The 18713-nt window shown below is 45.2% G+C and carries 16 protein-coding genes; 7 read left to right on the forward strand and 9 right to left on the reverse strand.

From position 1 onward, the window contains the following. Nucleotides 1–129: 129 nt before the first annotated feature. Complete coding sequence (locus L0991_02345; protein XGB62923.1) at nucleotides 130–1083, reverse strand: ChaN family lipoprotein; 954 nt, start codon at nucleotides 1081–1083, stop codon at nucleotides 130–132. Between the two features lie 75 nt (nucleotides 1084–1158). Beyond that, entirely contained in the window at nucleotides 1159–1974 is an 816-nt protein-coding gene (gene rlmA, locus L0991_02350; protein ID XGB62924.1) for a 23S rRNA (guanine(745)-N(1))-methyltransferase, read from the reverse strand. 205 nt (nucleotides 1975–2179) lie between these two features. On the opposite strand from rlmA, the gene L0991_02355 reads away from it, so the two are divergent. Beyond that, the gene (locus L0991_02355) at nucleotides 2180–3148 is read left to right on the forward strand and encodes a nucleoside hydrolase (GenBank protein ID XGB62925.1); all 969 of its coding nucleotides are present in this window, start codon (nucleotides 2180–2182) and stop codon (nucleotides 3146–3148) included. A gap of 90 nt (nucleotides 3149–3238) precedes the next feature. On the opposite strand, the gene L0991_02360 is transcribed toward L0991_02355, so the two are convergent. Together L0991_02360 and gap are read right to left on the reverse strand one after the other, a co-directional pair. Then, nucleotides 3239–4123, reverse strand: a complete 885-nt coding sequence (locus tag L0991_02360) for a D-hexose-6-phosphate mutarotase (protein ID XGB62926.1) — start codon at nucleotides 4121–4123, stop codon at nucleotides 3239–3241. Between the two features lie 245 nt (nucleotides 4124–4368). Further along, a complete protein-coding gene (gene gap / locus L0991_02365; GenBank protein XGB62927.1) occupies nucleotides 4369–5364 on the reverse strand; it encodes a type I glyceraldehyde-3-phosphate dehydrogenase in 996 nt (331 codons plus the stop codon). Nucleotides 5365–5722: 358 nt separating this feature from the next. Here gap and msrB point away from each other — a divergent pair, with 358 nt between their 5' ends. Beyond that, on the forward strand, nucleotides 5723–6121 hold the full coding sequence (msrB, locus tag L0991_02370) for a peptide-methionine (R)-S-oxide reductase MsrB (protein ID XGB62928.1): 399 nt from the start codon (nucleotides 5723–5725) through the stop codon (nucleotides 6119–6121). 159 nt (nucleotides 6122–6280) lie between these two features. On the opposite strand, the gene L0991_02375 is transcribed toward msrB, so the two are convergent. Then, complete coding sequence (locus L0991_02375) at nucleotides 6281–7090, reverse strand: DUF2989 domain-containing protein (GenBank protein ID XGB63836.1); 810 nt, start codon at nucleotides 7088–7090, stop codon at nucleotides 6281–6283. A 113-nt stretch (nucleotides 7091–7203) separates the two neighbouring features. Here L0991_02375 and L0991_02380 point away from each other — a divergent pair, with 113 nt between their 5' ends. Further along, nucleotides 7204–7485, forward strand: a complete 282-nt coding sequence (locus L0991_02380) for a DUF1315 family protein (protein XGB62929.1) — start codon at nucleotides 7204–7206, stop codon at nucleotides 7483–7485. Nucleotides 7486–7629: 144 nt separating this feature from the next. Here L0991_02380 and ansA read toward each other — a convergent pair whose 3' ends face one another. Together ansA and sppA are read right to left on the reverse strand one after the other, a co-directional pair. Then, entirely contained in the window at nucleotides 7630–8646 is a 1017-nt protein-coding gene (gene ansA, locus L0991_02385) for an asparaginase (protein XGB62930.1), read from the reverse strand. Between the two features lie 119 nt (nucleotides 8647–8765). Then, nucleotides 8766–10616, reverse strand: a complete 1851-nt coding sequence (sppA, locus tag L0991_02390) for a signal peptide peptidase SppA (GenBank protein ID XGB62931.1) — start codon at nucleotides 10614–10616, stop codon at nucleotides 8766–8768. Between the two features lie 278 nt (nucleotides 10617–10894). Between sppA and L0991_02395 the strand changes: the two genes are divergently transcribed. The 3 genes from L0991_02395 to L0991_02405 all read left to right on the forward strand — a co-directional run bounded on the left by L0991_02395 (nucleotide 10895) and on the right by L0991_02405 (nucleotide 15764). Beyond that, nucleotides 10895–12904, forward strand: coding sequence for an NADPH-dependent 2,4-dienoyl-CoA reductase (locus L0991_02395; protein XGB63837.1), 2010 nt, complete (start codon nucleotides 10895–10897; stop codon nucleotides 12902–12904). Between the two features lie 208 nt (nucleotides 12905–13112). Next, nucleotides 13113–13661 carry an NAD(P)H nitroreductase gene (locus L0991_02400; protein XGB62932.1) on the forward strand — a complete coding sequence of 183 codons (549 nt, stop codon included), beginning with the start codon at nucleotides 13113–13115 and terminating at the stop codon, nucleotides 13659–13661. Nucleotides 13662–13775: 114 nt separating this feature from the next. Next, the gene (locus L0991_02405) at nucleotides 13776–15764 is read left to right on the forward strand and encodes a DNA topoisomerase III (GenBank protein ID XGB62933.1); all 1989 of its coding nucleotides are present in this window, start codon (nucleotides 13776–13778) and stop codon (nucleotides 15762–15764) included. Nucleotides 15765–15788: 24 nt separating this feature from the next. Here the strand turns inward: L0991_02405 and L0991_02410 are convergent, their stop codons facing one another. Continuing rightward, entirely contained in the window at nucleotides 15789–16790 is a 1002-nt protein-coding gene (locus L0991_02410; GenBank protein XGB62934.1) for a DUF3080 domain-containing protein, read from the reverse strand. Nucleotides 16791–16796: 6 nt separating this feature from the next. Continuing rightward, nucleotides 16797–17483 (reverse strand): SDR family oxidoreductase, encoded by a 687-nt coding sequence (locus L0991_02415; GenBank protein XGB62935.1) that lies wholly within the window; start codon nucleotides 17481–17483, stop codon nucleotides 16797–16799. Nucleotides 17484–17744: 261 nt separating this feature from the next. Between L0991_02415 and L0991_02420 the strand changes: the two genes are divergently transcribed. Next, entirely contained in the window at nucleotides 17745–18665 is a 921-nt protein-coding gene (locus L0991_02420; GenBank protein XGB62936.1) for a histone deacetylase, read from the forward strand. Nucleotides 18666–18713: the final 48 nt, after the last annotated feature.

The following is an 18713-nucleotide window of genomic DNA, read 5'->3' on the forward strand; positions in this document are numbered from 1 at the left end:
TGCAATTAATCATCGATAGTGATGTTTTTTTATTCGCACATTACATTTTCTTCTGCTTAATCAAAACTGCTTGGTAAATAAGCAATTCCTATGCCGATACCCATGTTCAACCTAAGAAGCTAAGCGAGCTTAGTCACATTGTAGGTCTGAGCTGCGTTTAGATAGGTGTTTGTATGCTTTCATACGGTTCTCTTTCTGAACAAAACGCACCGGTGGAGACAATACTTGTAGTTGGTAATCACTTGAATCCGAAGACAAGGCTTCGACCGGTGTGATGATGGCAACTTTCAGGTCAGGATTACGACGCGAGATAGAAGCGGCCGTGCCTAAACCACCTTCAGTATGGAACTTACCAGCGACATGAATCACCTGCTTGCCAGGGTTCGTTGCTAGGTAATCGACAATCGATTCCGCCATGGTTTCATCCCAAGTCACTTGAGCGGCAAACTGCTTTTCTGTTTGCTCTGGTGTACCGTGATGCATCGATGCCATGAACTTTTCTTTGTAAGGGCTATCGCCAATATTAACCTCAGTCGCAACCCAATCTCGCTGTTCTGAAGAAAGCTGGTCTAGGTACGGTAACCCTTTACGACCAATACATTGAACGAAGGGTTTGGGCGCATTTGCCGCGATAACATCTAAGTCATTCGCTTTTGCGAACTCTACTAGTGCGCGGTAATCGCTTTCGTAATTTGGCCAAGCCGCAGCCTTGGAGATAAGCACCTGTTCGCCAGTTTCACCGTTTAGGTATTGGTTAAGTGTGTCTTGGTGCTCTCGAGTAAATTGCTCCATTGATAGGGCAATGTTTGAGTCTGCATTTTGACGCGCTTTTAAGAAATCAGTTTGAAAGCGGTGGATGGCGGAGTGAGTGTGCCACTCGCCAATAAGAACAACGTCAGCGTCTAGCAGCTCTTGAGGTAAAGCGTTAAGAGAGAGTGCTTCGCCTTGTGGTGAGGCAAACTGGTAATCGTAGTAGGTGGAAACGGTTTCTGGTTGAACCACTTTTTGAGAAGTGTTTTCTGAAGGTTGATTAGCACAAGCTGTGAGAAGAGTGGCTAATCCGATAAGAATAATACGTTGCATGAAATGCCTCCTTGAAGAACACGCATACTAAAGGAGGCAAGATGAGATTTCAATGCAAACGATAATCAATATCAATTAAATCTGTTTGCGATACACTCTTAGCATAAAGTCAGCTTCACAGTTGAATTGCTCTGCGTTGGTGAGTTGTTGTTTAAACTCTTCAGTCGCTTTCCAAGCAAACGGCGTCATCTGTAGCAGGTCGAATGCATCAGACCCCGATAGTTCCATCATATAGTTTAGATGCTCTTGGTGCTCAAGAGTAAAACCTTCGATCAATTCAGGATCTTCATCGTGTAAACGCACACCATCATAAATGGCATCACGTAACTGATATAGGTGTCGGCTTGCTGGTGTTACTGTAATCACGACACCATTGTCTTTAATTGTGCGTTGGAGCTCTTCTGCCTTACATGGTGCATAAATGCGTAGAATGCCGTCTAAGCTGTTTTCAGCGAAGGGTAGACGATGACTAGAGGCAACAGAGAAGTCGACTGCAGGGTAGCGTTTAGCCGCGTATTTGATAGCAATCTTAGAAATGTCTAAACCAAAAATAGCACCGTTTTTATCTTGAAGATTCAGCGCGATTTCATTGGTGTAATATCCCTCACCACAGCCAATATCCAACAGGCTAGGATCTGTGTCTGGCAGGTAGCTAGAGCATAAGCTGACTACCGCTTGGCGCATTGGGTCGTAATGATTGCCTTCAAGGAAGCGACGACGTGCTTGCATCATCTCTTTGTTGTCACCTGGATCTTTTGAACGTTTATGGTGTGCAGGCATCAAGTTGACGTAGCCTTCTTTTGCTAAATCGAACTGATGGTTCTTTTCACACTTAAACGTACGATCGTTTTGAGATAAAAGTTGGTGACACAGAGGGCATTGGTAGTGCATGACGATCTCAGAGCATAGAGTAGGGCGGCAAATTCTATCAAAAAGGACTCCGTCAGGCTAAATAAAAAAGCCGTCAATAGTGGCTCTGGAGATACAGAGTATTGGGGCTGACAACATTAAAAATCATTGCTTCGATTTCGGTCACGTTTGTCTGCCGTTTTTCTGGGTATGGTTCACTCTTCAATAGCGTGAATAAGAAACTGATATGAAAAAGAAAATTATCCTCGATACAGACCCTGGCATTGATGACGCAATGGCCATTTTATTTGCTGAAGCTCATCCAGAGATTGAGCTGATGGGGATTACGACGGTCTACGGCAATGCGACGATAGACAACGGCACTCAGAATGCGCTTTATCTAAAGCAAAAGTTTGGTATGAATGCGCTGGTGGCAAAGGGCACTGATAAGCCTTTAGTCAGAGACCCAGTTGGCGCTACCGTAGTCGTACATGGCGAAGCTGGTTTTGGTGATGTGAAAGCGCCAAGCGCGTTAGATGTTTCAGAGATTGAGAAGCCCGCTTATCAGTTCATTATTGATAGTGTTCGTGCTGAGCCGGGAGAGATAACACTCGTTGCTGTTGGGCCTCTCACTAACCTTGCTCTGGCGTTGGAAGCCGCTCCTGACATTGTCGATTTGGTTAAGGAAGTGGTTATTATGGGCGGAGCCTTTGGCGAAAATGACCACAGAGGTAATGTGACGCCTTTTGCTGAAGCGAACATACACGATGACCCTCATGCCGCAGATAAGGTTTTCACGGCATCATGGCCTGTGACGGTTATCGGGCTTGATGTAACAGAGGAGAGCTTCTTTACTGCTCAATACCTTGATGATTTAAGAGATGATGCTGGAGAGGTAGGGCAGTTCATCTGGGATGTTAGCCGTTACTATTTGAAGTTCTACTCAGAAAAAGTGGGAATGGAAGGCTGTCACGTTCACGATCCATCAGCCATAGCTTATGTCATCCAACCTTCTTTGTTTGAGTGTCGAAGTGGTGCGATTAGAGTGGTCACTGATGGACCAGCAGAGGGCATGACCATCCAGAAAAGCGACCAGCGCAGTTACATGAATGATGAGTGGAGTTCATTCCCGGCGCAGAACGTCGGCATTAAAGTAAACGATGAAGCGCTGCTGTCACTCTATAGAGATACGTTAGTTCGATATTCTCAGAGCTAAGCTTGAGCGTTAGCCGATTGAGAGCAATAAAAAGGCCGGAGTGAACCGGCCTTTAATATGTCGTGCGTAGTGAACAGTTTCCTGAACAGGTTACTGAACAGAAATCGTTGTAATCAGCTGGTGGCTCTCACCAGGCTGAAGTGTTTTGCCTGCCTCTAAGCTTGGCGCGTGCAGTGTTGATTCAACACATAGCATGGTTAGGTAACCGTCGTCTTGCATGTCACCCATACCAGCAGCACCTTCTGCCCACGGGTTCCATAAAACCGCAGAGTTATGACCTTGGTTTTCAACCGATAGAGTACGCTCAAGTTTTTTGTCCGCAACCAAGATTTGAGCTTCTGGTTGAGTGTAAACTCGGTCAATGGTGTCGGTTAGCACAAGCTCAGTACCGCCTTGGCAGATCTTGCCACCTTGCAGGCTGTCGATGTACTCAGCACCCATACCTGTGGTTGTTGTGTTATGGATGTCTGCAACGTTTAGGTAAGTGTGCAGTGCTCCAGAGAAAGTCCATGGTTGCTCATCTGTATTCTTCACATCCAAAGTCACTTTAAGCTCATCGCCAATCTCAACATTCAAGCGTGCATCAAACTGATGTGGCCATACTGCTAGCGTCTCTTCGCTAGGCTTTAGACCTAAGCTTACAATCACACCAGCCTCGCTTTCGCGGTGCTCAACTAATTGCCACTCGCTTGAACGAGCAAAGCCGTGTGCTGGTGCAGCAATGCGACCAAACCAAGGCCAACATACTGGAATACCACCACGCAGTGCTGTTTTGCCATCAAATTTAGCTTGTTGGCTCATCCAAATTAGGTCTTCTTGGCCTTGTGGTTGGAATGACACAACATGGCCGCCAAACAGTGAAATCGCTGCATTTGCTTTATCGTGGATAACACGAACCAGTTTTACACCTTGGTGTTCAACGATAGTGACGTTGTCAGAAAGCACCGCCAGTGCAGGAAGAGTAGATAAATCCATTACATAATCCTTCTTAAGGGAAATTGAATTCAAATTCGAGATACTCAAACTCAAGTAAAGAGTTGGGTAGTTCTCGCATTTGAATTGAATCTCGTACCTGAGAAATGTGCCATTTGTTAAGCATCATCTTCATTGGTGCTGAAGTGATTCATAAACAACAGGTACAAAAAAGGCGACTCTAGAGCCGCCTTTTCTTTTCAGTCTTTTCTCAAAGACAGTCTAGCTAAACGCTATCTAAGTAGTAATTACTTAGAGATGTGAGCGATTAGGTCTAGAACTTTGTTTGAGTAACCGATTTCGTTGTCGTACCAAGATACAACTTTAACGAATTTGTCAGTTAGAGCAACACCAGCTTTAGCATCGAATACTGAAGTGTTAACTTCGCCGATGAAGTCTTGAGAAACAACTTGGTCTTCAGTGTAACCTAGAACGCCAGCCATTTCGCCTTCAGAAGCTTCTTTCATTGCAGCACAGATTGCTTCGTAAGATGCAGCTTCTTTTAGGTTAACAGTTAGGTCAACTACAGAAACGTTAGCAGTTGGTACACGGAAAGCCATACCAGTTAGAAGGCCGTTTAGTTCTGGAAGAACAACGCCTACAGCTTTAGCAGCACCAGTTGAAGATGGGATGATGTTTTGAGAAGCACCACGGCCACCGCGCCAGTCTTTAGCAGAAGGACCATCTACAGTTTTTTGAGTTGCTGTAGTAGCGTGAACTGTAGTCATTAGACCAGACTCGATGCCCCACTTGTCGTTAAGAACTTTAGCGATAGGAGCAAGACAGTTAGTAGTACAAGAAGCGTTAGAAACGATGTCTTGACCAGCGTAAGAGTCTTGGTTAACGCCCATAACGAACATTGGAGTTGCGTCTTTAGAAGGACCAGTAAGAACAACTTTCTTAGCACCAGCAGTGATGTGCTTACGTGCAGTCTCGTCAGTTAGGAAAAGACCAGTTGCTTCAGCAACAACGTCTACGTCGATTGCATCCCACTTAAGATCTTCTGGGTTACGCTCAGCTGTAACACGTACAGTTTTACCGTTAACGATTAGGTTACCGCCTTCAACTTCAACAGTACCGTTGAAACGGCCGTGAGTTGAGTCGTACTTCAGCATGTATGCCATGTATTCAACGTCGATAAGGTCGTTGATACCAACAACTTCGATGTCATTGCGCTCTTGCGCTGCACGGAATACGAAACGACCGATACGGCCAAAACCATTAATACCTACTTTGATAGTCATTGTAGTTGCTCCACAACTTAATTTCTGATTAAAGATAACTGGTAGTAAAATTACAGAATCCAGTCTAAATCTGCAATAGATAATCCGACTTAACTTGTTTAATGTCAAAAAAAAGCGACGCTTTTCTTAACAATTGAGTGTAAGTGGTTGAAAATTGACCATTGCTAGTGGTTCTGCACCCTTCCAGTTGGGTAAAATACCTCTAAATGACGATTCACTTATGAGTGTATATGTACAATGTTTTCTTGTGAGAAAGTATGTGCTACAAAACGACTCATATGCAAGCCTTTATAGAAAAAAGTAAATATAATAAGTGATAATGTGGAGAGATATTAACGTGATTCAAAAGGAAAAAAATATGATAAAGCCTGATGAATACTGGCGTGAGCGCCTAACAGACGATGAGTTTGAAGTGTGTCGTTTGCGTGGTACTGAAGCCCCTTTTAGCGGAAAGTTGTTACACAACCATAAGACGGGTGTGTATAGCTGCACATGTTGTCAAACCCCTTTATTTCTGTCGGATAATAAATATGACTCGGGATGTGGATGGCCGAGTTTTGATGCACCAATCAACGACGAAGCGGTACGCTATATAGAAGATCTAAGTCACGGAATGAAGCGTGTAGAGATTCGTTGTAGCGCCTGTGATAGCCACCTAGGTCACGTTTTTCCTGATGGTCCGAAGACAACTGGCGAACGTTTTTGTGTTAATTCTGTGTCGTTAATTTTCAACAAAAATGACGAAAGTACGAAATAACCTGTAACTAATGTTTAATCCTTACAGATCGCATTTGTCGATGAAATTGTAATGAACAGCCCAAGATTTCAGCGTTAACTCTAGTACAAATAAAAACAGCTACCATGATGGTAGCTGTTTTTTTTTAATTTGTTGAAGAGGCTATTTGGTCGCCTAAGATTACTCGTAGCTTTTTACAACAGCAGGGCTGTAAACGCCGTCTTCAATGGCTTCAACAATTTTGTCTGCGTCTTGATTTAACTGCTTATATTTTGGTTTTTCAAAACGATAGAGTACGGAAAGCTCAGATTCAGAGGCGATAGGCACGTTAAAGTCTTTAGCGACCATTGCCCATACATACGCTTCTTCCATATTACCTAAGCTGTGGTTAATACTAGCCATCGACTTAAAAATTTCAGTATTGACGTTCGAATTACTCGATAAGGTCAGTGCGTTATTAAGCAGTTTTAGCGTCTTCACATGGTCTCGAGTGGTGTAGAAAGTTGCTAGGGCATACTGCATCTCTGCCGTATTTAACGCATCCGTTCCTTCCAGTTGTAAGAAGCTGCGTCTAGCATTGGTATCCCCGGTTTGTGACCACAAGAAGTAGAGTGTTTCTGGCGTGTCTGATTGAGATAGTTCACTGACAATACGTTCAGACTCTTCGATGCTGTGCATTAAAGAAGTAAAACGACGCTCTTGAAGTTTAGATTGGTCGATCGTTTCTATCTGCGCGGCTAGCTCAAGACATTTTTTATAGGCGGTGACTAATTCGAACTCTTTGATCTTATTGATTTCGGTTGGATGTTTTTGAACTTCAAAGCGATGCCAGATAAGGTCGGTACGCGCTACGCGGCACTGTCCATCATTCATGTTCAGCTGTTCACAACGCAATCCAGGATTGCTTTGGCACAGCTGATCGGTATTTTTGTTTCCTTCAAGACACCCAACCAGAGTGAAAGGTAATAGGCCAATTGCCAACCATTTCATAATTTTCATATTCCTTCACTTGTGATCAAATGCACTTATTATTGGTCAGGTTCTTGACTCAATTCTGTTACGGGTTATTTTCTGGTGAAAATTGTTAAAACTAAGGCTTTACCATGGATGCAGAACAACTTCTTAGCGCAATGACACCCGAGGTCTACGAACGTTTAACCTACGCAGTTGAAACGGGTAAATGGCCAGAAGGAACAGCGCTTTCTAAAGAGCAGCGCGATTCGTGTATGCAGGCGGTTATGTTATACCAATCTAAACATAACTCTGAAGCTCAACACATGACAATTGCCGCTGGTGGCGAAATTAGCTTTAAGTCTAAATCTGAACTCAAAAAACAGTTTAAGTCAGATCAAGAAGACATTGTGAGAGTTAACCCAAATCATTAGGCTTTAAATTACAACAAAGGGGTGGCGCAGTGCCACCCCTTTTACGTTAAGTCGTTTATTTATAAATAATAAAACGATTTAGCTCACGTTAAACTGCTGCTCACATCATAGATGAGCAGCCGCTTAATATGAATCCTAACGAGCTTACAAGCTCATCTCACCACGCAGTACTTCCTGCATCTGAGTTTTCACTTCTTCGTAGCTTAGGTTTTGGCTTAATAGATAATGAAGCTTCGCTAGTGCCGCTTCCGGAGTCATATCATAACCACTCACAACTCCAGCTTCTGCTAAAGCACAGCCCGTCGCATAGCCACCCATGTTCACTTTACCTGCTAAACATTGAGTTAGGTTCACCACAATAACCCCACGCTCTGACGCGTCTTTTAGGTGCTGAAGTAGCTCTGGGTTTTGTGGCGCATTACCAACACCAAAAGTCAGCAAGATCATTGCGTTAACAGGTTGCAGCAACGTGTTACGAATCACTTCGTGAGAGATTCCCGGGTACATAGTGATTACGCCAATTGGTTGCGGTGTAATGTTATGAACCTTGAACTCACCTTCAGGTTGCTCGTTAACCACAACGTTGTTGCTTAGCTGGATATTGATACCAGCTTCCAACAACGGATTAAGGTTTGGAGAGGTAAACGCATTGAAGCCATCAGCGTGTGATTTGGTGCTGCGGTTACCACGCATTAATTTGTTGTTGAAGAACAGTGTCACTTCGTTGATTGGGTAGTTCGCCGCGATGTGCAGTGCATTCAGTAGGTTTGCTTGGCCGTCAGAGCGTAGCTCAGCAAGCGGAATCTGAGAGCCGGTTACAATCACAGGTTTGCCAAGGTTTTCTAGCATGAAAGACAACGCAGAAGCGGTGTACGCCATTGTGTCAGTACCGTGCAGGATAACGAAACCATCGTATTTGTCGTAGTTCGCGCGGATGTCATCAGCGATAGTCTGCCAATCAAGTGGCGTCATGTCTGAAGAGTCCATTAATGGCGAGTATTCGTGGATAGTGTACTCAGGCATCTCTGGACGATGGAATTCAGGCATGCCAGCAAGCTGTTTATCCATGAATCCAGCAACAGGGACATAGCCGTGATCATGCGATTTTTGCATGCCGATTGTGCCGCCGGTGTACGCGATATAGATGTGTTTTCTTTCCATGGCGATTATTACTTTAGTGTGATGTAGGGAACAGGTGGGCGATTATAGCGAATTATCATGTAATAAAAAGGGGCGCCTCACACAGAGGCGCCCCTTGATAATAAAGCGTTGAGCTTAAATTATTGAACTTGGCAGTTTAAGCAAAAAGCGTAACGGCCTTGTGGGTCGTTAAAGTTGCTTAATAGTTGGCTATCTTGAGCTAACTGCTGCGTAACAGGCTGCAAACTGCTTGGTATCATTGACTGAATATCAAGGCCAATCGACATCTGAACTTGGTTCATAAATTCTTGAATAAACTGCTCAGTGGCTGAAAGTGGCTCTTCTACCCAGTAGATGTTGTAGCTTTCGAGTTCTGCAAGTGAAGCGGCGGCTGCAATCGCGTCATCGAAGTCACCAATTTCATCGACTAAACCGTTTTGCATAGCGTCTTGACCAGTCCATACGCGACCTTGAGCAATTTTATCGACCGCATCAACATCCATTCCACGGTTTTCTCCAACTAGACCGATGAATCGGCGGTAGCCATGTTCAATACCCATCTGGAACGCATCTTTCGCACCTTGTGTTAATCCGGTTGTGACACCAAGACCAGAGAATGGTGATGTACCAACGCCATCGGTGTAAACACCAATATCATTCAAGCCTTTTTCGAAGGTAGTGATGACACTGAAGATACCAATCGAGCCAGTTAACGTCGTTGGTTGAGCAAGGATCTTGTCTGCACCCATAGAGATCCAGTAACCGCCAGAAGCAGCAAGGCTAGACATTGACACAACTACAGGCTTGCCAGCTTGCTTAATCGCTTCTATTTCATTGCGAATAACTTCTGAAGCAAATGCGCTACCGCCAGGGCTATCCACTCGAAGCACGACGGCTTTAACTTTGTCATCGTTACGAGCTTGGCGAAGTAGAGCCGCGGTTGTATCGCCACCCACGGTGCCACGTGGCTGTTTGCCATCCATAATAGCGCCGCTAGCAACAATCACAGCAACATCGTGTGATTCACTGTTCATTTCTGGAAGCATGGTTGCACGGTACTCGTAGTAGCCAAGTGCGTTGTAGCTGTCTTGACCATCACTGCCGAACACATCTGCAAGCTCTAGTCGAACTTGTTGGCGAGTGGCTAGCTCATCTACTAAACCAAGCTTTTCCGCCAGTTTTGCGATATCGCCATCGACAGACTCAAGCTCTTTCAAGAAAGTGTCCATGCTAGGGTTGAGTGTCTTCGCATCAATTTGGCGGTTATGGCTCACATCATCAACGTAAGCGCTCCATAGTTGACCTAACCAACGTGAGGCCGACTCTTTTGCTGCGTCAGACATGTCGTCACGAATGAAGGGTTCAATAGCCGATTTGTAAGTACCCACGCGGAACACATGAGTATTCACATCGAGCTTCTCTAACAAGGTTTTGTAGTAAAGCGAGTAGGCGCTGTAACCTTTAAGAAGTACGCCACCATCAGGTGACATGTATACCTTAGTTGCGTAGCTTGCTAGGTAGTATTGGCTTTGGTTGTAGAAGTCACCTACTGCATAAATTGGTTTACCTGAAGCTTTAAACTCATTTAAGGCTTTAGCAATGTAGCGCAGTTTAGTGAGGTTGGTTTCTGGCAGCTCTTTAAGCGCCAAAACAATACCGGTTACATTGTCATCGTCTTTGGCGTAGCGAATGGTTTCAACGATATCAAAGAGAATATTTTCTTTTGGAAGGTCTTTACCCAGTAGCGAACCGGTAACGGAATCCATCGGATTAATATAGCGGCTTTGTTCAACAATCGGGCCTGACAGGTTTAGCACTAAAGCAGATTGTTGTGGCACGGTTGGTGGCGCTGTGTCTGAGTGGAAGTACACAAAGTAGATAACGGCGATACTAAGTAAGAAGATTAAGTTAACAAGCGCAACACGTACAAACGTAATCAGCTTCCAAACCCCTTTGAAGATCATACCTATAAATTTGAATATTTTTTTCATTCTGTCTCCGCAGTGAGATTACGTCGCTTTAACAAGCAGCAGTACCATTAATCTCAATAATATGAACTGCTTAGTATCCTACGATAATTCCCTAACTCAAACTATACCAACAAGTGTTAATCGATTTATATTCTCATTAAGTGTAGCCAAATTAAGAACTTCTGAACGATTAATACCTTCAGCATTATGATCAGTGTTACAAAAATGTAAACGGTTGTTTGAACTTTTGGTGATTGAGTTATACTGTGGTCAGACCACAAGGATAAATAATAGAAGTGATGTCTGCCATGTACCCACATTTACTTGAACCACTCGATCTTGGATTTACTCAGTTACGAAACCGTGTATTGATGGGATCAATGCACACAGGTTTAGAAGAGCATAAAGAAGGCCTGCATAAACTCGCCGCGTTTTACGAAGAGCGAGCAAAAGGAGGCGTTGGCCTAATTGTTACAGGTGGCTTTTCTCCGAACTTACGTGGCAGATTATCCCCATTTAGTGCTGAATTCAGCAAAGTTAAGCACGCGAAAGCACACCAAGTTGTTACCGAAGCGGTACACAAGCACGGCGGGAAAATTGCGTTGCAGCTACTGCACGCTGGTCGATACGCGATGCACCCATTCGCGCAAAGTGCTTCGGGTATAAAAGCACCAATCGCCAAGTTTGCGCCAAGTGAAATGAGCCCTCGCCAAATCAAAAAGACCATCAATGCCTTTGCCAACAGTGCAGAGCTTGCTCAAGTTGCAGGTTACGACGGCATTGAAATCATGGGCTCTGAAGGCTACTTGATTAACCAATTCATCTGTAAGCGTACCAACATGCGTTACGATGAATGGGGCGGTTCTTATGAGAAGCGTATGCGTTTCCCGCTAGAGATCGTGAAATCGATTCGCGAAGCTGTGGGCAAGGATTTCATCATTATCTTCCGACTGTCGATGCTGGATTTGGTTGAGCAAGGCAGCACCTTTGAAGATGTTGTGTTGCTGGCTCAAAAGCTTGAAGAGGCAGGTGTTACTATTATCAATACTGGTATCGGTTGGCACGAAGCGCGCATTCCGACTATCGCGACACAAGTACCACGTGGCGCGTTCTCTTGGGTTACCGAGAAAGTGAAGCCGTATGTCTCTATTCCAGTGATTACATGTAACCGTATTAATACTCCAGAAGAAGCAGAACGCATTATCAGTTCCGGTCAGGCCGACATGGTTTCTATGGCTCGCCCTTTCTTGGCTGACCCTGATTTCGTTAACAAAGCCGCACAAGACCAAGCTCAGTTCATCAACACCTGTATCGGTTGTAACCAAGCGTGTCTTGATAACGTGTTCAAAGGGAAACGTGCGAGTTGTTTGGTTAACCCACGAGCTTGTTATGAGACTGAAATTGTTGTTCAACCTGCGCCAGCTACCAAGACGATTGCTGTAGTGGGTGCTGGCCCAGCCGGCTTGGCTTGTGCGACAACATTGGCGCAGCGCGGCCACAAGGTAGATTTGCTAGAGAAGAACGATCGTATCGGTGGTCAGTTTAGACTGGCAATGCAAATCCCAGGCAAAGAAGAATTTAGAGAAACGATTCGTTATTTTGCCAACCAAATCGATGCATCGGGTGTCAATCTTAAGCTAGATACTGAAGCCACGTTTGAAATGCTACTTAAGTACGATGAAGTGGTGATGGCGGCAGGTGTAGAGCCAAGAAAACTGAATATCGAAGGCATTGAGCACGAGAACGTGGTCGATTACCAAACCTTAATCCGCGAAAAGACACCAGTAGGCGAAAAGGTCGCTATTGTTGGTGCTGGTGGTATCGGGGTCGATGTGGCAACCATGCTCACCGAGCCAACGTCACACAGTCTAGACGATTGGCTACATGAGTGGGGCATTGATAAGAATATGGAACACCCAGGTGGCCTGTACCCTTACCCGGATTCATTCAGTGACAAAACGGTTTGGGTGATGCAGCGTAAAGCGGGTCGTGTTGGTAAAGGCCCTGGTAAGACTACAGGTTGGATTCACAAACGCACGCTAGAAAAACGTGGTGTGAATTTATTGGGTGGCGTGAGCTACAACAAAATTGATGACCAAGGTCTGCACATCAGCGTTGGTAAAAAAGAGCAGGTACTCGATGCCGATTCGGTTATCGTGTGTGCAGGTCAAGTATCGGTGAGACCGTTTGAAGATATGTGGCAAGAGTTCGGTGGCAAACTGCACGTGATTGGTGGTGCTGATTATGCCGGTGAGCTAGATGCTGTGCGCGCAATCCGTCAAGGTGTTGAGTTAGCGATTAAGTTATAGAATTAGCAATCAAACCGTAATCTTATCGGCAGATATGCTTATCTGATCTGCCTAGACAGATGTTTGAACAAGGCTCCTAAGTCATAGATTTAGGAGCCTTTATTGTTTCTAATTTAGGTCAAATGTGCAGTCGTTGAGATTTATTATCGTTTGTATTCTGTGCTAAAGTTCAAGTATACAAATAATAAAGAAATAGTAAGGACTTCAAATGGATGCTTTGGATCTACTGCTCAACCGACGCTCTATCGCAAAACTCTCTGATCCAGCACCTGAAGGTGTCGCGTTAGAAAACATCATCAAAGCTGGCTTACGTGCTCCTGACCACGGTGCACTTACACCATGGCGCTTTGTTATCGCGCAAGGTTCAGGGCTACAGAAGCTATCTGACATCTTGGTTCGTGCTGCTGAAGTGGAAGAAAGCGAAGAAGCGGTGATCGAGAAAGTCAAAAAGGCACCGTTCCGAGCTCCTATGGTGATCACCGTGATTGCGAAAGTCACCGAGCATGAGAAAGTACCAGCGATTGAACAACATCTTTCTGCAGGCTGCGCGGCGCAAGCAATGCAAATGGCCGCAGTCGCTCAAGGTTTCCAAGGTTTTTGGCGTTCAGGTAAATGGATGTTCCACCCAGAAGTTCATCAAGCATTTGGCCTCGAAGGCGACGACGAAATTGTTGGTTTCCTATACCTTGGCACTCCAGGCTGTACACCAATGAAAGTACCAGAGCGTGACTTCTCTAAGTTTGTTGAGTTCTTGTAAAGAGCACTGAAGCTGAATAGTGGAATGTTAACTGTATAAACAACCAGTTTTTCTTGATTTCTAGGGGTCACATTAGATAATGTGGCCCTAATTGTTTGTAGCATCTGGAAAAACATGTCTCGCCTTATTATTGCTGAAAAACCAAGCCTCGGCCGCGCGATCGCCGCTGCACTGCCTAACCCACAGAAGAAAGACCAAGGGTTCATCAAATGTGGTAACGGTGATGTAGTGACTTGGTGTATTGGACACTTATTGGAACAGGTTGAGCCAGACGCTTATGACGAGCGTTACAAGAAATGGAACTTGGCCGATCTTCCTATCGTGCCAGAGCAATGGCAGCTTAGACCACGCAAGACTTCGAGCAAACAGCTCACGGTGATCCGAAAGCTATTGAAGGACGCCACTCAAATTGTCCACGCCGGAGACCCAGATAGAGAAGGGCAGCTTCTGGTTGATGAAGTGATCGATTACTGCAAAGTCTCTAAAGCCAAGAAAGAGTCGATGGAAAGGTTGCTTATCAGCGACTTAAACTTACCTGCTGTAAAGCGTGCGCTCTCTCAAATGCGCAGCAATCGCGATTTTATCCCTCTTTCTATTTCAGCATTGGCCCGCTCTAGAGCCGATTGGCTGTATGGTATGAACATGACTCGCGCTTATACCTTGCTGGGTCAAAAAGCCGGTTACCAAGGCGTACTGTCGGTAGGGCGTGTGCAGACACCAGTACTTGGTTTGGTGGTGAGGCGTGATGAAGAGATCGAAAATTTCATTCCAAAAGATTACTTCACTTTGCATGCCTTGATTCCTTACCAAAATAACGGGCAGAGCTTTGATATTCGTGCTCGCTGGAAACCAAGTGAAGCATGTAAGCCATGGCAAGATGAAGAAGGCCGTGTACTCAATCGAAAGTTGGTTGAAAACGTCGCTCAGCGAATCGCAAACCAACCTGCAACCGTCACAGAGTCAGAGCAAAAGCAAAGTAAACAAGCAGCGCCACTTCCTTACTCTCTGTCTGCCTTGCAGATTGATGCCTCCAAACGTTTTGGCATGAGCGCTCAGCAGGTGTTAGACACTTGTCAGTCTTTATATGAGAAACACAAACTCATTACTTACCCACGTTCTGATAGCCGCTATCTTCCAAAAGAGCACTACTCGCAGCGAGAATCAATTGTTGACGCCATCGCCAATAATGCGAAAGAGCTACAAAGTGGTGCGCAAGGCGCAGATCTTTCACTGAAATCAAAAGCATGGAACGACAGTAAGGTCGATGCTCACCACGCAATCATCCCAACCCCGAAGAAATCATCGGTGAATGGTTTGTCTGCGAATGAGATGAAAATCTATCAACAAATTGCTCGCCAATATTTGATGCAGTTCTATCCACCGGCTGTGTTTGCGGACGCTAAGTTAGTGTTTGATATCGCTGGTGGTGTGTTCATCGCGAAAGGGCGTCAGCTTATCAACCCAGGTTGGAAAGTGTTGATGGGTAAAACTGACACCGAAGATAAAGGTGATGGTACTGATACAGTTCCACCGCTAGATAAAGGAACCGTGTTGACCTGCCGTGAAGGTGTCATTGGCGATAAGAAAACCGAACCACCAAAGCATTTCACGGAAGCGACATTGCTTCAAGCGATGACAGGTATCGCGCGTTTTGTCGCGAACAAGGACCTGAAAGCTATTTTGAAAGAGACTGATGGTCTTGGAACAGAGGCGACTCGTGCGGGCATTCTGGATACGCTTTTCAAAAGGCAACTGCTAACGCGCCAAGGTAAGAGTATTCATAGTAGCCCTGCAGGTAGAGGTTTGATTCATGCCCTACCTGAGGATTCGACCTTTCCGGACATGACAGCACACTGGGAACACCAGCTACAGGGCATGGCCGAGCGTAACCAAGCGTATCAACCTTTCATGCAAGCGTTGGAAAGCAAAATTGATGGCCTAATGGGGCGAGTGAAAACAGGGGAAGTGCCGGAATCGCTTCGTCATCTCCCTAAAGTTGAGAGACCCGCTTTTAAACGTCGCAAAGGTGGCGGTACGAAGAAGTCTTATGCCAAGAAAGGTACCTATGCTAAGAAAGGCGCTTCAGCTAAAAAAGGATCTTAAAGCTAGCGTTTGCAAGTGTTCCAGTTAGCGTCCGACTTTACGTCCACAACGCTTAAACAACTGTTGCCAATACTCAACATGGCGACGAGTTGATGCGCGAAAGGCTTGGTGCGTATCTTGGATGGGGAAGTAGTAGCTGTGCAGTTCTGGTTGAGCATCAAACATTGCCAGCTGCGGAGCAAGCTGTTGATAGTAGCCATCCAGTTGCGCCATGTACGGCTGTACCTTACCAATATATTGTTGTTCGAACACGTTGTTGAGGTAACGGAACCTAGTGGTGTCTCGCTGTTTTCCGCAGATAATATTGGCATCAAAAGTAGTAAGTTGCTCGGTGATGGTGTCAAGCTCAACCGACGCGCGAGCAAGCGAATAATACAGATCCCCAAGGGTAGAGCTCTTCTCTAACACCTCTTGCACCTCTGTGGTCTTACCCGAAACAAGTGGTGTATTTAACGAATGGTTAAGATGCTCCAAGGCGTCGCTCGTCTGTCTTACTTGTTGACCAATACCCTGACGCAGCCACTGACTACCGCGCATCTGTGACTGCATAGCATCACTAGCATAAATCAGGTTCCATTGGTGGAGTGGAAATTGTGCGAGCTTCTGTTGCTCGATCCCTCTCAAGAGCTCGATGATTTCTGGGTCTAGCTCATCACTGGATAAGCACTTGCCTACGCCCTCGAGTAGAGCAACTTGATAATCGTAATTGCGGAATTCGTCCGCGACTTTTCCGAGTACTGAGTTACGCTCAGCAATCAGGTTGAAAAGTCCACATTGGCGAAGTTGATAGCTGTCGATTAGCCCAATAGAAACAGAGGGGACGTTTAGCAATAGCTCTCGCTTTCTTGGTAACCCCTTAAACTCCCAGTCTTGTTTGAGCTCTTCGGCATCTTGTACTCTGGCTACCTTGGTTTGATAGTCATCGAACAAGTCTCCAGGGCCTTCCCCAAAACATCCTCCGAGCACTACGGTGATTAAAAGCAGTGGTGAGCGTTGTGCGAAGTTTGTAAGAAGGCGAAGATTCATGGGTACCTACCAGTCTATTTCACTACCATCGAAATTGAAGAAGTGACCACTTACTTCAGTGCTGGCAGATGCGATGACTTTAATAAGACCAGACGCTGAAGTGTTTGTGTCAATAAGGGCATTAGGGCCACCCATTTCTGTCTGTACCCAACCTGGGTGCAGTGCCAATACCGTGAAGCCGTTGCTGGTTAGATCGTTGCTTAAACTTTTAACAACCGAGTTGAGAGCTGCTTTAGAGGAGCGGTAGATGTAGCCTCCGCCAGATGTATTTTCTGCCATGCTGCCCACTCGAGAAGATAAACAAGCGATCTTTTTCACATCACTGGCTTCTAGAATAGGAAGAAGTGTTTCAACTAGCTTCAATGGCGCAATAGTGTTGACCTCAAAAACGCGTCGCCACTCTTCTACGTTGGTGTTACCCAGTCCGTAACCTTTAGGACCGTAATAGCCAGCATTGTTAATCAGAATATCAATGCGCTGTATTTGAGCAGGTAGCTTGCTGGTGGCTTGATAATCAGTGATGTCCAGTTGAATGCAGGTTAAGTTGCTGTGGTGTTCTGCGAGTGACAGTAACTCATGTGCCGATGAAGTATCACGATAGGTAGCGTAAACGGTGTGATTGTCCTTAAGGTATTGCTGAGCAAGGCTTAAACCAATGCCTCGGTTTGCTCCAGTAATAAAAATAACGCTCATGGTGATTCCTTTTCAGTTCAATTAGTTAAGTTTGATGGCTTAACACCAGAAAATCAACGGCCCACCAACTGGCCATTAGCATTCCGACAAAAATCATTACTGCTGTCGCTGAGCCACAGATCACCCCAAGGGTAAGTATTAGGTTTTTCATTACTTTCTCCGAATATATTTAAGGATAATGATAATTGTTATCATTAATTTGGGTTGTCGCCAAGTCTGATGCTGTTATGATTTTGAGAAAGATAAGCAATTAACTCGATTATGATTCCTTTAATTTACCACCCAATTTATTCGCAGCTGCCTTTACCAGAAGGCCATCGTTACCCAATCAACAAATACCAGTTGTTACATAGTGCGGTTGAGGCGCTAATGGATAGCGATCCACTTTGGAAGAATATGTTTGAAGTGTTTGAACCAAAGCCGGTGTCGGTAGAACAAGTCAAACAGGTTCACGACGGTGACTATGTCGATTTGCTTGTTTCTGGGAGTTTGCCAGCGGCGAAGATGAGACGCATTGGTTTTCCGTGGAGCGAACAGTTGATTGAAAGGACGCTCTATTCAAGCGGCGGCACTTGCCTAGCTGCGGATATGGCCATTGAGAGTGGGTTAGCCATTCACTTGAGTGGAGGCTATCACCACGCGCACCATGATTTTGGCAGCGGATTTTGTTTGTTGAATGATCTGGTGTTGGCAGCGAAGCATGCACTTACCTTTGAACAGGTTGATAAGGTGCTGATCGTAGACAGTGACGTACACCATGGCGATGGTACGGCGACACTCTGCCAAGAGAGCGATGAGATTATTACTCTGTCTTTCCACTGCGATAAAAACTTCCCTGCAAGAAAGCCATTATCGGATCTGGATGTGCCATTAAGTCGCGAAACGGAAGATGGAGAGTTTCTGCGTTGTTTTGAGCAAGTGACTAAGCTGGCGATTGCGCATCACCAACCTGATTTGATCATTTATGATGCAGGTGTCGATATCCACCAAGATGACGAGTTGGGTTACTTGAATGTATCGACGCAAGGGATCTTTGAACGAGATTGCTTCATGATTAACTTAGCAAAATCAGAGTCTATTCCAATGGCGTGTGTTGTTGGGGGAGGTTATCGTACCCAGCACCAAGATTTGGTACCGATTCACATGCAGCTTTTGAAAGCAGCACTAGCAGCGGATAGTTGACCGTCTAAGCCAGGTTTTCTTCAGATACAAAAAAGCCGCTGATTTCTC

The sequence above is a fragment of the Vibrio chagasii genome (assembly GCA_041879415.1).
Lineage (GTDB): Bacteria > Pseudomonadota > Gammaproteobacteria > Enterobacterales > Vibrionaceae > Vibrio.

Bases quoted from the DNA above. Each gene is read 5' to 3' on its own strand.
- L0991_02345 (XGB62923.1), bottom strand. From the start codon at position 1,083: ATGCAACGTATTATTCTTATCGGATTAGCCACTCTTCTCACAGCTTGT.
- rlmA (XGB62924.1), bottom strand. From the start codon at position 1,974: ATGCACTACCAATGCCCTCTGTGTCACCAACTTTTATCTCAAAACGAT.
- L0991_02355 (XGB62925.1), top strand. From the start codon at position 2,180: ATGAAAAAGAAAATTATCCTCGATACAGACCCTGGCATTGATGACGCA.
- L0991_02360 (XGB62926.1), bottom strand. From the start codon at position 4,123: ATGGATTTATCTACTCTTCCTGCACTGGCGGTGCTTTCTGACAACGTC.
- gap (XGB62927.1), bottom strand. From the start codon at position 5,364: ATGACTATCAAAGTAGGTATTAATGGTTTTGGCCGTATCGGTCGTTTC.
- msrB (XGB62928.1), top strand. From the start codon at position 5,723: ATGATAAAGCCTGATGAATACTGGCGTGAGCGCCTAACAGACGATGAG.
- L0991_02375 (XGB63836.1), bottom strand. From the start codon at position 7,090: ATGAAATGGTTGGCAATTGGCCTATTACCTTTCACTCTGGTTGGGTGT.
- L0991_02380 (XGB62929.1), top strand. From the start codon at position 7,204: ATGGATGCAGAACAACTTCTTAGCGCAATGACACCCGAGGTCTACGAA.
- ansA (XGB62930.1), bottom strand. From the start codon at position 8,646: ATGGAAAGAAAACACATCTATATCGCGTACACCGGCGGCACAATCGGC.
- sppA (XGB62931.1), bottom strand. From the start codon at position 10,616: ATGAAAAAAATATTCAAATTTATAGGTATGATCTTCAAAGGGGTTTGG.
- L0991_02395 (XGB63837.1), top strand. From the start codon at position 10,895: ATGTCTGCCATGTACCCACATTTACTTGAACCACTCGATCTTGGATTT.
- L0991_02400 (XGB62932.1), top strand. From the start codon at position 13,113: ATGGATGCTTTGGATCTACTGCTCAACCGACGCTCTATCGCAAAACTC.
- L0991_02405 (XGB62933.1), top strand. From the start codon at position 13,776: ATGTCTCGCCTTATTATTGCTGAAAAACCAAGCCTCGGCCGCGCGATC.
- L0991_02410 (XGB62934.1), bottom strand. From the start codon at position 16,790: ATGAATCTTCGCCTTCTTACAAACTTCGCACAACGCTCACCACTGCTT.
- L0991_02415 (XGB62935.1), bottom strand. From the start codon at position 17,483: ATGAGCGTTATTTTTATTACTGGAGCAAACCGAGGCATTGGTTTAAGC.
- L0991_02420 (XGB62936.1), top strand. From the start codon at position 17,745: ATGATTCCTTTAATTTACCACCCAATTTATTCGCAGCTGCCTTTACCA.